Source organism: Caenispirillum salinarum AK4 (assembly GCF_000315795.1).
Taxonomy (GTDB): Bacteria; Pseudomonadota; Alphaproteobacteria; order Rhodospirillales; family Rhodospirillaceae; genus Caenispirillum; species Caenispirillum salinarum.
In genome coordinates this window covers 1-13,131 of sequence record NZ_ANHY01000020.1, presented here as the reverse complement: position 1 = coordinate 13,131, position 13,131 = coordinate 1, and the positions used below count along the sequence as shown (strand labels likewise).

The following is a 13,131-nucleotide window of genomic DNA, read 5'->3' as shown; positions in this document are numbered from 1 at the left end:
CCATGCGCTTTTCGTTCCGCGGCCACGACACCGGCATAGACCTTGGCGCCATCATCGCCGGCGACGAGGGCTTTGGCGCCGCCCGGCGTCGCATGACCGACGAATTGGGTTTCCCGCCGGAAAAGGCCGACCGCATCCTTGAGGACATGCTGGGCACCACCCTTCTGCGCTACGGCAACCATCTGGTGCGCGAGAAGTCGGGCCTGGTGGCCAAGGTGGTCGACCTGCGTGACCGGCTGGACACGCTGTACGACGAGCTTCTGAACTTCGAACGCCGGGACGGGTCGGGCGGGCGCCTTTCCGGCGACCGGGACGACCTCGACACGCAGCTTCGGAAGATCGAGGGCCTTTATTCCGAGCTGGATGCCGCGCTCAAGGACCTGGGCAAGCCCTTCCACGACATCGAGCCGCCGCCGGACATCGCGCTCGGCCTGCCCGAACACCTGGTGAAGGAGATCAGGGAGACGGACGCCTCCGTCCGCACCCAGGACCGGCGTGACGTGACCGCCGACCTGACGCCCACGAAACCCGGCCGGCGGTCGCGGATCGAGGGCGGTCACTACACCTTCAAGCGCAACCCGGACGGCAGCTACACCCGGTTCTTCGCCGACGACGCATCGGTGCGTTTCCGGGTGCGGAACGGCCGCTACCACGTGGAAACCTTCGATCCCTCGGGCAACAAGCAACTGGAATTCAGCGAGTTCGACGTGCTCCAGTCGCCCTATCAGCGCCGGCCGCGCACGACGGCGCTGATGCAGTGTCACCACGGCCTGCAGAACTCGCTGATGACCAAACTGTTCAAGACGTACAACTACGACGGCGGCGCGGCACCCACTATCTGGCTGCGCAACAGTCGTCGGGGCTCGCCCCACGGCTCGATCACGGCCGTGCAGAACGGGCAGAAGTCGACGCGCAACGCCGCCGGCATCACGTTCGAGGACATCCGGGAATGGGCAATCGCCGATTTGCGGATCACCCAGATGCCGGAACACAAGATCGCCGAGTATCTGGCCGTGTTCGACGCCTATTTCGAAAGCGCGGTGCTGCCCAACATTCCCAAGGACAAATACGACGAACTGCTGGGGAACTGGCGGCCGAAATGAGCAGGAAGCAGAAGCAAAGGAACAGCGGGCCGGGCGGACACAGCGGACCGCCCCCCACCATCGACCGGGTCATCGCGCGTGCCCTGGAGGGCGGCGCCCGCCCTGAACCCGCGCGGCCCCAGGAACTGGCGCGCATGGCGCAGGTCGCGCCCATGCCGGCGGAGCTGACGGCGCTCTACACCGCGCGGTTCGACCTGGCGGTGGGGCCCGTCGAGCTGCTGGAGCCCCCCGTTTTCGAAGACGTCAACGGCGGCCGGGCCGCCTTCGGTGAACTGGCGGACATGACGTATTTCGCCACCGACCGGGCGGAGGGCGTCTTCTTCCTGGACATGTTCGACCGCCTCGGCCTCGGACCCGGCTTCGTTTTCTGGGTGGAGCGCGGGCTCATGGCCGCCGACGAGGTGGTGCCCTGCGGTGAAACGCTGGCCGCCTTTCTGGCAGCCGTGCAGGACGGCCACCACCCCTGGCACGCGCCGACGCTGGGCGAACGCGCGCTGGAGCGGTTCCGCGCCGCGGCTGCCAATCCCCCTCCGGGCGTCGACCTTCGCCCCGGCATCGCGCCGGTTGCATTCGTGCAGGCCCGGCGTGCGGGGGGTCTGGTGGTGAGCTTTGCCCTGGGAGAGATCCTCAAGGTCACCGACGGTGTCTATTTTGCCGCCTCGCGCCGCGAAATCGTGCCTTTCAACCAAATGCGGGCCGTCGCCGGAGGCGGCGTCGTGATCGTCGGCCACGATCCCGAGCTTGGCACGCTCGGTGTCACCCAGGGCGACTGGCAGGACCTGCCGGCCGACCGGCTTCTGGCCTGCAGCGACCCTGAACACCCGGAAACCGGCCGGCTGCTCGGCCGGTTCGCCGACGTGCTCACCTTCTGGATCGAGGAGGCCCGCCGCGCATGAGCAGCTCCACCTTTCAGCGCCACGGAATGCCCAGCGCCATCATCGGTCTTGTCGCCGCGCCGGTGCCGTTGTGGTCGGTGACGTCGATCAGCCTGACGTCAAGCTACCACCTGCCGCCCATCGGCACGCAGAGCGACCGCGTCCTGATGAACTCCCACGACGACAGGATCAGCCTGACCGCCGTGCTGCCCGGACAGTTGCGGTTCGTGTGGAAGGAGGCGCTGGAGACCTTCGCCGAGCAGGCCATCGCCTGGAACCCCTTGCAGGACCTCACCAACGGCGAGGTCGGGGGCCTGTTCCTCTGGACCTCCATGACGCTGCGGACCGACATCTACATTGAAAGCCTGACGTTTTCCGCCAGCGCGCAGAAGCGCAAGGCGCTGGACGTCAGCATGACGCTCGCCCACCTGCCGCGCCCCGGTCTTCTGCCTCAGGCGCTGGACGTCGCCAACGTGGCGATCAGTTCCGCCATCGATCCGTTCACGGGGTGATGCCATGAATCTGAACACCCCCACCATCGCCGCGCTGAATCCGCCGGCTGCCGAAGACGGCGGCGGTATCCCCGCAGTGCCGGCCGGGTTCACACGCCTCCGGGTCGACGTCGCGCGCGGCTTGCCGTTCCGCCTGCCGTTCGGGCCCGACGGCTTCCGCGCTGTCCTGTTCCTCTCGAGCGGCCAGGTGCGCCGCTGGCTGACGGAGCCCCGCGACTTGGTGATCGCCCGGGGCGCCGATCAGGGCGCCTCCGCGCCAGCGCCCGTCCCGGGCCTTCCAACGTCGGACGCTGTGCTCTCGGCCTTGGCTGAAAGCCGCTCCAGGCCCGCGCCGCGCATCCTGTTCATTGCCGACGGCGTGGCGGCCGGCGCGTGCCCTCTCGTCGCCGGCCACCGGATGCTTCTGCCGGCGGTGTCGGCCGGGCCGGCGTCGGCGGGCGTCGAGTTGATGGTGCTGTCCTTCACGCTCACGTCCGGGGCCATGGCCGGCCCGGCTGTCGCGGGCAGCCGGATCGACCTGGCATGGCGGACGCTGCGCGACGGCAGCCCCGCCTTCGACGCCCAGGTTTGCCGCGAGAGCCTGCGCGGCCGGCTGTCCTACCTGACAGGGCCGAAGAACAAGCGCGAGCGCATCGCCGTGGAGGCTGAAAGCGAGTCCTCCGGCACAGGCGCCGCCGCCGCCGTGCCCGGCGGACTGAACTGGAGCCTGCTGCATGGCTGAGAGCGACCCGACGATGCGCCCGGGCCGGTCGCCGGGCTGGCGACTGACCTTCCATGCCGCCGATGGTGAGGCGGTGGGCAAGAAGCTGTTCGCGGTCGATCACACGGATCATTACGCCGATCTCTCGGTCTCCCTTGAGGGTGGCCTGACGGCCGGACGGCTGACCGGGACGCTGTGGCGCCTGCGGGACGACCATTTCGCCGCCCTCGCCAACGCGCAGGCGGGCGCCGGTCCTGCCGGCGCCACCACGCGCGTGGAGCGTCCGGCGGGCATCTTCGTTTCGGTGCACCTGTTCTGGCGCGATCGGGTGGGTGACGCGCCGGACGACGATGCGGCGCCGGTGCTGGAGACGTTCCGCGTCACCCGCCTTGCCCGATCGGTGGAGGGGCTGGAGATCGCCACCCACGTCGAGGGACGGACCGCCCTCTACGACCGTATCGCCAACGCGCGGACCCCGTCTCCGGGTGATCCGGTGGCCGGCGAAGACGCGCTCGATGCCGCCGCTCGCCTTCTGGAAGCGCTGGGTCTGACCGCGGAGGTGGACTTCACGATCCCGGCGCCCGACGACGGCAGCACCGTTGCGCCGGGGCCGATTGCCTTTCCGCCCGGCCGGCCGGCGCTGGAGGCCCTGTCCGACCTGCGCCGGCAGATGATGGCCCGACCGCCCTTCCGCCGCGGCCGGGCGCTGTTCCTGTTCCGCGACGGCAGGCTGACGGTGGGGCCCTGGCGGCCCATTCCCCACGACGCGGCCGCCGGGACCGTGAACCTGGATGCCCGCCAGGTGATCGTCGAAATTGCCGCGACCGGCGATCACGCGCCCGTGGCGCCGCACGAGAACGTGGACGGCCGGCCCAAGGCGCGCGCCGGCTACCGCCTGACCTGCGTCGGCCAGCCGGACCTCAAGCCCGGTGACCTGGTGTCGTTCACGCCCCTGCCGGCGCGCGATGGCCTGTTCGGCGGGTTCGGCCTGGCATCCGCCCCGGCGGGACTGGGCAATGACGCGCCGGAGTCCGTAACCCTCTACATCAGCGGCGTCGCCCACGACCTCGGCCGCCGGTCGGGATGGCGGACCGTTCTGTCGGGCGTGGTGGTCGAGGGCGGCGGCGCCGAGGCGTGGGACGTCGCCCGCGTGCGTGACGGCGAGGGCGACGCCGGCGAGGACGCGGAGGCCGGCCCCTCCGCCGGTGCCGCCGAAGGGGTGCGCAAGGGCGTCGGGGACCGCATCAACAGCGCCTTCGCGGCGCGTCCCGTCGCTACCATCGCCGAGGTTCGCCGCCACGTCGCCCGCACGGAAATGGACGGAGACCGGGTGCGGCTGGGAGGCCACGCCACGGCGGTGCTGCGCGGCACCGTCGACCACGGCGGGACCCGCCGGGCGCGGCTGGACGCCATCGACCGGGCGAAGAACGACATTCAGGACAACGTGCCGTATCTCACCACCTTTGCGTGGGGCCCGTATGGACAGGTTCTTCCGCGATATCCCGGAACGCGCGTGATGCTGTTGAACAACCAGCGCAACCCGCACGATCCGGTGGATATCGGCGCCCTCTGGCAGACCCGCGACGATGCCGATGCCACGGCTCCGGCCCGGTCGGCCCCGGGCGACTGGTGGTTGATCCTGCCGGCTTTCAAGGAGGCCGCGGGCATCCCCGCGCAGGTCGAGGGAACGGACCCGGTGCCGCTGCCCGAGGAGGGGCGCGCCAGCCATGACCTGATCGACGGGCTGGGGGAGCGGGTGGTTCACGTCAACGGTTTCACCATCCGCTCCTTCGCGCCCGACGACCTGACGCAGGCAACCGACCGGCCGGCGGGAGCCGGCGACAGCGGGATCTCGATAGAGCACGCCTCGGCCGGATCGGCCGTGCGGATGCTCAAGGACGGCACCGTGGAAATCGTCGCCGCCGGGGACCTCACCCTCAAGGGCGCCAACGTGAAGATCGTCGCAACCGGGGGAACGGTGGACGTAAGCAAGGGGGGATCATGAGCGGCACGCGCCTGACGGACAGCCAACTGCGACGCCTGATGAAGTGGGACGCGGTCACCGCACCCATCCATGCCGGCGTCATTCAACACGCCGACATCGCGTTCGAGACGACGACGGCCGGAACCCGCGATCTGGCGCTGGTGTCGGGGATCGACAACCTTCGGCAGCAATTGACCACCGCCATGGCGACCGCCCTTGGCAGCGATCCGCTCAATGCGCGGCACGGGTTTGCCGGCTTCAGGGCTCTTGCGGAGGAAGGCGACCCGCTGCTCCTGCGCGAGCGCCTGCGGTTTTCCGTTCTGGCGGTGCTGCGCGCCGATCCGCGCATCGTCGCCGTTCTGCGGGTGCTGATCGGGGACGAGATCGCCGCCTGGCATGCCGGCCGTGACGAGCCCGTGCCGCCGCGCGCCGGCCACGGCGTGGTCGACGTCGAGGCGCAGTTCACCATCCGCTCGGGCGAGACCCTGACCGTGGCGGTCGGCCCGATCCTGGGAGGAGCCTGATGAACGACATTCGAGACGAACTGGCGGACATCGAAGCTGTCGATCCGGCCACCTTCCGCGATACGGGCACGGGCGCCTACGGCCTGACGCCGGGCGGCTTCGTCCCCAAGCCCTATGGCCGGCTGGTGGCGGAGGGCCTGGCGCTGGCGCGCGAAATGTTCGGGCCGGACGTGGATACCGGGCCAGGGTCCGTGCTGCGGCGGGTGGTGGAACTGACCTCCATCGAGCATGCGCGCACCTACACCATGCTGTCGGGACTGGTGGATGATTTGACGGTGCCGACGGCGCGCGGGCAGGCGCTCGACCGGCTGGGCGAGGAACTGGGCCTGCCGCGCCCTTTCGAGGCAGCCACTGGCACCGTGGACCTGTCCTTCGTCGGTGCCTTCCCGGACGGCATCGAAAGCCTGACGCTTCCGGCCGGAGCGCGGCTCCTCAGCGGCGGCGGGCACCACGCGGCGCTGTCGCGCAGCGTCGTCCTCACGCCCAGCCGGACCACCCAGTCGGTGCCGGTCGCCGCCTTCCACCCGGGGCCGGAGCACAACCTTGACGGCGCCACGCCGGAGACCACGCTGGCTACGTGGAACGCGCTCGATCCCGGACTTGATGCCGTGGCCGCCCTGGCGTCACTCAGGGGGGGTGCGTCGCTGGAGGACGTGGTGGCGATCACGCAGCCCGCGCCGCTGACAGGGGGCGAGATGCGCTGGCCGGACACCCGTTACCGGCAGCTTCTGCTGCGGGCGCCGCGGTCGGTATGGACGACCCGCGCCATCGAAATCGCGGTCGGTCTCGTGCCCGGGGTGCGCCAGGTCAAGGTGATCGACCGTTATGGCGGCTTGGATATCGACCAGCCCATCTTCGGCAACTTCAGCTTTGGCGAGACGGTGTTCGGCACCGAGCGCGACCTGGCCTCGCCGTACATGTTCACCATCCTGGTGGCCCCGACGGCCGCCGCCGTCTGGCAGGGCGCCGACGGTCTTGCCGCGGCCATCTCCGAGGCGGTGGAGGACCTGCGCCCCATCGGACTGTTCCCCGACATTCGCGAGGCCATCGAGGTGGGCGTGGGCGTGCGTGCCGACCTGGTGATCGACGGCGTCCCGCTTTCGACGGGCACGCGCGCGGTGGTCAATGCCTCCGATCCGGCGCAAGTCCTCAAGGCCCGGCTGATGGAGCGCGTCCGCGCCTACATCGAGGGACTGGATTTCGGCGCCTCCATCAGCCCGGCCCGCATCACCTGGGCCCTGATGAGCGAGCCGGGCGTGGCCGATGTCCGCAACCTGCGGCTCATCCGGTACCCGCGCGACGCCGCGACCATCGATTTCTTCGGTGTGGCGGACACCAGCGGGGCCCGCGAGTTGGAGTGCGGCGAGGCGCTGCGGACAGGGGCGGATGAAATCGCCGTCTACATCGACGATCCCGACGACCTGACCATCATCTGAAGCGCGGAATGCAAGAACCAATGGGGACGCCATGACCACCAGGACGCGCGACATCGATGGCTGGGCCGCCGATACGCTGGGCTCGCAGCGCGAGGCTGCCGCCGGGCCGCTGGCCGCGGCGCTCCGTTACGACGACGTGGCGATCGCCGAGAACGCCACGGTGACCCTCTCCGCCGGCGCCTACGAACCGCTGCTGACCCTGGCGCCGGTCGAGGACGTGCGCGAGGAGATGCGTGTCCGGGTCGAGCGGCTGGAGCCCGGGCCGGCCGGCGGCCTGCCGGACCTCCGCTTCGCCGCCTGGACGGAACGGGGCGCACAGCTCCCGGCCCTGGTGCCGGACGTGGGGCCAGACAGCCGCACCGGCGCCGCGTGGCGCGTGCGGCTGGAGGTCGCCGTGGGCGGCCGGCCCGTCGCGCCGCGCGACGTCGCGGCCTTGCTGCGCGCGCGGGTCTCGGAAGGGCGGCTGGCGAAGCTGATGCACGTCTTGCAGGCCGAGACGCCGCGCCTGCGGCGGCTGGGCCGCGAGGTCGCCGCACAGAGCAGCGTGGCGCTGGCGCGCGGCTTCATGCTCGACCGCATCGGCAGCGAGTTGAGCGTCCCGCGTTTCCGCGAGGCCTTGGCGGTAAGGCAAGGCCAGATTGTGCAGGTTCCGGGCGAAGAGGGCGATGCCGACTACCGCCGGCGCCTGGGCCTGTTCCGCACCTTCGCCATGCCGACGCGCGGCTATGCCGATCGCCTTCTCAACGGGCCACCCGGGGGCAGGGGCGTGGTGCAGGCGATGGGAGGACCGGCGGGGTTCGACATTCTGGAGGCCGACAATCCCTACCAGATCGGGTTTCGGATCATCGCCATCGGACCCACGGTGCAGGCCGCCGAAGACGCGCGGCGGGCCTACCTGCGGTTCCTGCGCGAGACCACCCTCATAGACCCCGCCGACAACGTCCCGCCGGTCCGGCGGATGCCGGCAGCGCATCTGGCCCGCGAACAGGCCTTGCGGGAGCGCCTGCGCCGGCGGCTGTCCTTCGCTGACGGCGGCGGCGCGCCGATGGCGCCCTACCTCGCGCGGGCCTTCGACCGCATGGCCCGGGTGCTGGACCATCTTGAAGTGGACGCCCGGACCGTCGTCCTGCGGGCCCAGGATGACAGCGGCGGGAGCCGCCACGAGCTTGGGCTGATGGCGGAAATCGCGCGCTGGCCCGACAGGGCGCTGTCGGCCTTGCGGGCGCGGCTGCGTCGCCCGCCGCGGCGTCCGGCGGAGGACCCCGACGTTGCCGGCGTGCTGTCCGTGCTTTCCCGAGACGGCGGCGCAGGGGCGGGCGACGCAGCCGCCGTGTGGGAGGAGTTCCTGCGCGCGTGCGGCTTCCGCACCGTGGAGCATCTGACGGAGGCGACGACGCTGGTGTCCCACGTGTCAATGGCCCACGTGCAGGTCGAGGCCGCGTCCGACATCGCGCGGGACGATGCCAAGGCGGGCATCCCCGTGAGCGTTCGCCTGCGGCGGCCGGGCGCGGACACCGACGTCGCCCTGTCGCATGCCCTGGACGGGGGGGCCGACGGGTGGCCGGAGGGTCTGGCCGACTGGAACGTGGTGCGGGAGGGGCAAGCGGCCCTGATCGATCGGCTGATCGTTCCCGATCTGCCGGCGGCGGCGGCTCTAAACGAGGCTGGACTGTCTCAGCCCGAGCCGCCGGGGCGGCGGTTCCGCGCGGCGCTGGCGCAGTATCCGGCTCATGTGGTCGCCCTGTTGCGTCTGGGCGACGCCTTCGCGCGCGGCCTGATCCGGGGCGACGACGGCGCCACACAGCAGCTTCTGCAGGTGGCCGAGGTTCTTGGCGCCAACGGCGCGGCGGCCCTCGCCGTCATGGCCGAGCGCGCCGACATCATGCTGGTGGTCTCGTCCATCGGCCTGCCGCAGATCGGCACCAATATCGGGCCGCGCCGGGCCTCGGCCTTCTTCTGGAGCGTGATGCCCATCACCGGCAGCCCGGCGACGATCCGCGGCACCGGCGCGCGCGCCCGCCTGACGGCGGCGCGGGACGGGCTGTACGCCGTGTCGGTGATCTCCTATGCCCGCATCGGGCTGACCGATCCCTTCTCGTGGCAGGTGCGGCTGCCGCCGGGCGCCAAGCTGGATCTCGCGCAGTACGAGATGGTCATGAACATGCTCGGGCGGCTGCACCCGCTGGGCGTGGAGATCAACACCTGGACCCTGCGGCGGCGCCATGTGGCCCTGGATGGGGAAACCGTCGCGCCCCTGCCGCCGCGCCTGTCGCGGTCCTATCGGCCATTCCACCGGCCGCGCTTCGCGGGCACGGGCGACGCGCCCGGCCGCGGTGGGTCCTGAACGCACGGAGACGAGCCATGGCGATCACCGAGTTCTACCTGACTGACGATCTGACCTATACCGAGGCGCTGGACATCATCAAGGACAAGCAGCTCAGCCCGCAGCAGGTGGACGACCTGTTCATCGGGTTGCTGGCCGAAAAGGTCGGCAAGAGCAAGCGTGTCTTCAAGTACGGCGAGACCTTCGATGCCGAGCGCGCCGGCTGCTCTCCGTCGTTCGTGCGGTCCTTCGCCCACACCGACTGGATTGATGGGGAGAGCGTGGTCCAGGCCGAGACCAGCACCATCGAGGAAGGTTTCAACAGCCGCTTTCACAAGATCGAGGACGACCTGGACGGGCTGGCGGAGGACGTTTCCAAAAGCTTCGGGTGCCTCGCCGACCTGCGTGCCGAACTGGCGGAGCGGCTGGACGAGTTGCGCCAGGAGATCAACCGCGTGAACGCCGACCTTCACGAGTTGCGGCAGATGCGGTCGAACGACGACGGCTGGTGGACCGGTCCCTTCGTGCCCGGAGACGATTTCCCGGCGCCGCCCTGGACCATCCCCGGTGGCGGTCCCACAATTCCGGGGGGCGAGGGGCCCACCATTCCGGGCGGCAATCCGTGGACGATCCCGGGCGGCGGCCCAACGATTCCCGGTGGCAATCCCTGGACGATTCCTGGTGGTCCCGGCGGCGGCCCGACGATTCCCGGCGGCAATCCCTGGACGATCCCTGGTGGTCCCGGCGGCCCGACGATTCCAGGCGGTCCCGGCGGCGGGACCATTCCAGGCGGGACGTGGGGTGATCCGCGACCCTGGATGTTCGGCGGCGGTACCCGCGAATGGCTGGACTCCCTGCCGCCGCGCGCCAGTGCTCTCAAGGTCGCGCGGTCGGTGGATGACCCCACCGTCGGCCTGATCGCCGGACAGCCGGCGCGGCGCCTGGATGTGCGCGACATGAACGGCAAGACCTACGAGGTCTGGTCCATGGCGGGCGGGCTGGTGATGACGCCGGTGGTCGTGGAGGAAGGTGGCGACATCCTCACCGGCGCCGACGAGCGTGCCTGGGCCCATCCCGACCTTCGTGCGGCCGGCGCCGTGGCGGAATGGGCCGGTGCCAACGAGCGGCGCATCAAGACCCGGTTCGGCGGCGACGCCTTCTCGGTCGATGACCTCGTGTCGGCGTTCGGAAGCGACGCACTGCCCGGCGGCGGCACCCTGGCCCAGGCGCTGAAGGACGTGCCGCGCGACGCACGGCTGGAGAACGCGGACGCGCTCATCGACGCGGTCGCCGAAGAGGCCGGAGCAAAGATCGCGCGCGATGGCCTGATGGCGGAAACGCTGGTCGCCAGCATCGGCCTCGACAAGGCGGGCACGGCGGTCGACGAGACACCCACCGCGGCCTTGAAGGCCATCCCGGCGGCCAGCCGGAAGGCGCTCGACGCCGCGGGCGTGACCACGCTGGGCAAGCTGAAGGCGACGGCGCCGGGCGCACTGGTGCGCCTGCTGCGCCGTGCGGGAACTTCGGTGGCGCCCGGCGAGGCGGGCCGTTGGGCGGCGGAGGCCAAAACCTTATCGGCACTCGGACGCAAGGCGCGGCCATGAAGCGGGTGGCCGTGAAAGGGGATGTCTCGGCCAGGGTCGGCACTGGTCTCTATACCGGCGCGACCTCGGGGGACTGGACGGCGGGATCGGTGGAACTGACCTCCTACGCGGCGCTGACCGTGGCCGGGACGGAGGTCATTCACAAGGCCGAATGTACCTTCAGTTTCCTGGGCGAGAACAGCGGCGGCAGCGCGGTCACCGGCTCCAGCACGGTCACGCTCACGGCCGACGCTCAGCCGCTTCAAGGCGGCCTCGCCGGCGTGCTGGTGGACGGCAACCAGGACAGCGACGGCTACGGCAACACCCTGAGCGTCACGGCCAGCGGCGTCCTGCGGACGGGGTGACGGCGGCGGGTGCTGCCGTGCCTGCCGCAAAAAACCCCCGGTTACTCCGCAAAGGCGGGGAAGCGGTTGGTGGCATAGCGTTCGTGACAGGCGGCACAGGCCTCCACGACCTCCCCGAACAGCGCCCGCTGGCGCTCCGCATCACCGGTGCGGGCTGCCTCCGCCAAATCCCCGGTCAGGGCGTGGAACGCGCGGTCGCGGTCGACGAAGGCCTTGGGCGCGGCCTCGGCGAGCGCCTTGCGGTCGGCCTCGGTCATTTCCTGCTTGAGGATGAAGCTGTCGTGAATGGCCTGTGCCTTCTCGGCCACCACGTCGCTTCGACCGCGAACGAGGGCGTTCATGATGTCCTGCGTGGCGGCCTCGATGGCGTTCATTTCCTTGAGCAGCAGGGCCCGGACGTCGGCGGGCAGCTTGGGGCCGACGGGCTCGGCCGGCACGGCGTTCTGGGCGAGTGCCGGAGCCCCGGCAAGCATGAGCGCGAGGGCGAGGGCGGACATCGTGCGGGTCATGATGGTCTCCCGGCCGTTTTCGAGGTGCATGGTCTCAGGCTGGAGCCTGCCGCTTCGGCACCGCAAGCGCCTTGATCCGGGTCAAGGCGGCGTCCCGCCCTCCAGAAGCTCGCGCACCAGGGGATTGGGAAAGCGGCGGGTGCGGGTGACGGCGTAGAAGCGCTCGGCGATGTCGGGAATGCGGCACCACTCCACCAGGGCGCCGCCGGCCAGTTCGTCGCGCACCACCACCGGCGGCACCAGCGTCAGGCCGTCGGTCTCGCGCGCCAGCAGGCGCAGCATGGCCATGTCGTCGACCTCCGCCAGGATCACCGGGTGGATGCCCGCCAGGTCCATGCGCTGGTCGAAGGCCGTGCGCAGGCCGCTGTCGAGGCTCGGCAGCAGGACGGGCTGTTCGGCCAGGCCTTCGGGAAATCGGAAGCCGGTGCGCTCCGGGCGGTCGGGACCGACCAGGCTGACCGGCTGCTCACGCAGAAGGTGGCACTTGACCGGCGCCTGGGCGTCCCCCGCCACCGGCGCATTGGACAGCACCATGTCGACCGCGTGGGCCTCCAGTTGCGTCATCAGGTCGCGCATGGAGCCCGACCGCACCACCAGTTCCACGTCCCGGCGTCCCATGAGAGGACGCAGGAATTCCAACTGGAAGTTGCGCGACAGGGTGGTGATGGCGCCCACGCGCAGCACCTGCTGGGTGCCGCGCCCTTCCAGGGTGGCCACCAGGTCCTCGCCGGCGGAGAAGATGGTGTCGGCGTAGTCCAGCGCGATGCGGCCCGCCTCCGTCAGCACCAGCGTCCGGCCCTCGCGCTGGAACAGGGGGTGGCCCAACTGCTCCTCCAGCTTGCGCAACTGCACCGACAGGGCGGACTGCGAGACGTTCATGCGCTCCGCCACCTGGGTTAGGCTCCCGGCGTGGGCGATGGCCCAGAAATAGCGCAGGTGATGGTAGTTCAGGTGCCGCATGGCGATTATCGTTCCCTTAAAGCGAACGGTTTGTTGCAAACTATGAATTTTTATTAAGCGCCGCGCAATGCCAAGGTCTCCCGCACGACATGAACGCAACGCAGCGGGAGCATTCACATGGTTGATCTGGGTCCCTGGGTGGTCCTTGTGGCGCTGGCGGCACTGGTGGGCGTGGGCCTCGTGCCCACCCGCCGCGCCGACGCCGCACCGGCCGCCATGGCGCGCGCCGCCGTTTTTGCCGCCGGCGGCGCCCCGGG

12 protein-coding genes are annotated in these 13,131 nt (G+C 70.5%); 10 read left to right on the top strand and 2 right to left on the bottom strand.

Annotated elements, in window-relative coordinates; translation table 11 throughout:
* Nucleotides 1-2 precede the first annotated feature (2 nt).
* Genes C882_RS18345 through C882_RS18300 form a run of 10 tightly spaced genes read left to right on the top strand, consistent with a single transcriptional unit; the run spans nt 3 to nt 11,405 of the window.
* Nucleotides 3-1,103, top strand: a complete 1,101-nt coding sequence (locus C882_RS18345) for a hypothetical protein (protein WP_009542163.1) — start codon at nt 3-5, stop codon at nt 1,101-1,103.
* The gene (locus C882_RS18340; RefSeq protein ID WP_043646432.1) at nt 1,100-1,999 is read left to right on the top strand and encodes a hypothetical protein; all 900 of its coding nucleotides are present in this window, start codon (nt 1,100-1,102) and stop codon (nt 1,997-1,999) included. The genes C882_RS18345 and C882_RS18340 overlap by 4 nt, the downstream gene beginning before the upstream one ends.
* Nucleotides 1,996-2,490, top strand: coding sequence for a hypothetical protein (locus C882_RS18335; RefSeq protein ID WP_009542161.1), 495 nt, complete (start codon nt 1,996-1,998; stop codon nt 2,488-2,490). Before C882_RS18340 ends, C882_RS18335 begins: the two co-directional genes overlap by 4 nt.
* A gap of 4 nt (nt 2,491-2,494) precedes the next feature.
* A complete protein-coding gene (locus tag C882_RS18330; RefSeq protein ID WP_009542160.1) occupies nt 2,495-3,211 on the top strand; it encodes a hypothetical protein in 717 nt (238 codons plus the stop codon).
* Nucleotides 3,204-5,195: a hypothetical protein gene (locus C882_RS25100; protein WP_043646430.1), complete on the top strand. Its 1,992-nt coding sequence runs from the start codon at nt 3,204-3,206 to the stop codon at nt 5,193-5,195. Before C882_RS18330 ends, C882_RS25100 begins: the two co-directional genes overlap by 8 nt.
* On the top strand, nt 5,192-5,698 hold the full coding sequence (locus C882_RS18320) for a hypothetical protein (RefSeq protein WP_009542158.1): 507 nt from the start codon (nt 5,192-5,194) through the stop codon (nt 5,696-5,698). The genes C882_RS25100 and C882_RS18320 overlap by 4 nt, the downstream gene beginning before the upstream one ends.
* A complete protein-coding gene (locus tag C882_RS18315) occupies nt 5,698-7,134 on the top strand; it encodes a baseplate J/gp47 family protein (protein WP_009542157.1) in 1,437 nt (478 codons plus the stop codon). Before C882_RS18320 ends, C882_RS18315 begins: the two co-directional genes overlap by 1 nt.
* A 31-nt stretch (nt 7,135-7,165) precedes the next feature.
* Nucleotides 7,166-9,478 carry a hypothetical protein gene (locus C882_RS18310; protein ID WP_009542156.1) on the top strand — a complete coding sequence of 771 codons (2,313 nt, stop codon included), beginning with the start codon at nt 7,166-7,168 and terminating at the stop codon, nt 9,476-9,478.
* 17 nt (nt 9,479-9,495) lie between these two features.
* Nucleotides 9,496-11,061, top strand: coding sequence for a hypothetical protein (locus C882_RS25285; protein WP_009542155.1), 1,566 nt, complete (start codon nt 9,496-9,498; stop codon nt 11,059-11,061).
* The gene (locus C882_RS18300) at nt 11,058-11,405 is read left to right on the top strand and encodes a hypothetical protein (protein ID WP_152415405.1); all 348 of its coding nucleotides are present in this window, start codon (nt 11,058-11,060) and stop codon (nt 11,403-11,405) included. Before C882_RS25285 ends, C882_RS18300 begins: the two co-directional genes overlap by 4 nt.
* Before the next feature lie 41 nt (nt 11,406-11,446).
* Here the strand turns inward: C882_RS18300 and C882_RS18295 are convergent, their stop codons facing one another.
* On the bottom strand, nt 11,447-11,914 hold the full coding sequence (locus tag C882_RS18295) for a cytochrome c (RefSeq protein WP_160166797.1): 468 nt from the start codon (nt 11,912-11,914) through the stop codon (nt 11,447-11,449).
* Between the two features lie 81 nt (nt 11,915-11,995).
* Nucleotides 11,996-12,874, bottom strand: coding sequence for a LysR family transcriptional regulator (locus C882_RS18290; RefSeq protein ID WP_009542152.1), 879 nt, complete (start codon nt 12,872-12,874; stop codon nt 11,996-11,998).
* Nucleotides 12,875-13,131: the final 257 nt, after the last annotated feature.

What these genes read in the sequence shown, in the direction of transcription:
- C882_RS25100 (WP_043646430.1), top strand. Translation starts at nt 3,204, where the DNA reads ATGGCTGAGAGCGACCCGACGATGCGCCCGGGCCGGTCGCCGGGCTGG.
- C882_RS18330 (WP_009542160.1), top strand. Translation starts at nt 2,495, where the DNA reads ATGAATCTGAACACCCCCACCATCGCCGCGCTGAATCCGCCGGCTGCC.
- C882_RS18300 (WP_152415405.1), top strand. Translation starts at nt 11,058, where the DNA reads ATGAAGCGGGTGGCCGTGAAAGGGGATGTCTCGGCCAGGGTCGGCACT.
- C882_RS18290 (WP_009542152.1), bottom strand. Translation starts at nt 12,874, where the DNA reads ATGCGGCACCTGAACTACCATCACCTGCGCTATTTCTGGGCCATCGCC.
- C882_RS18310 (WP_009542156.1), top strand. Translation starts at nt 7,166, where the DNA reads ATGACCACCAGGACGCGCGACATCGATGGCTGGGCCGCCGATACGCTG.
- C882_RS18295 (WP_160166797.1), bottom strand. Translation starts at nt 11,914, where the DNA reads ATGACCCGCACGATGTCCGCCCTCGCCCTCGCGCTCATGCTTGCCGGG.
- C882_RS25285 (WP_009542155.1), top strand. Translation starts at nt 9,496, where the DNA reads ATGGCGATCACCGAGTTCTACCTGACTGACGATCTGACCTATACCGAG.
- C882_RS18335 (WP_009542161.1), top strand. Translation starts at nt 1,996, where the DNA reads ATGAGCAGCTCCACCTTTCAGCGCCACGGAATGCCCAGCGCCATCATC.
- C882_RS18315 (WP_009542157.1), top strand. Translation starts at nt 5,698, where the DNA reads ATGAACGACATTCGAGACGAACTGGCGGACATCGAAGCTGTCGATCCG.
- C882_RS18340 (WP_043646432.1), top strand. Translation starts at nt 1,100, where the DNA reads ATGAGCAGGAAGCAGAAGCAAAGGAACAGCGGGCCGGGCGGACACAGC.
- C882_RS18320 (WP_009542158.1), top strand. Translation starts at nt 5,192, where the DNA reads ATGAGCGGCACGCGCCTGACGGACAGCCAACTGCGACGCCTGATGAAG.
- C882_RS18345 (WP_009542163.1), top strand. Translation starts at nt 3, where the DNA reads ATGCGCTTTTCGTTCCGCGGCCACGACACCGGCATAGACCTTGGCGCC.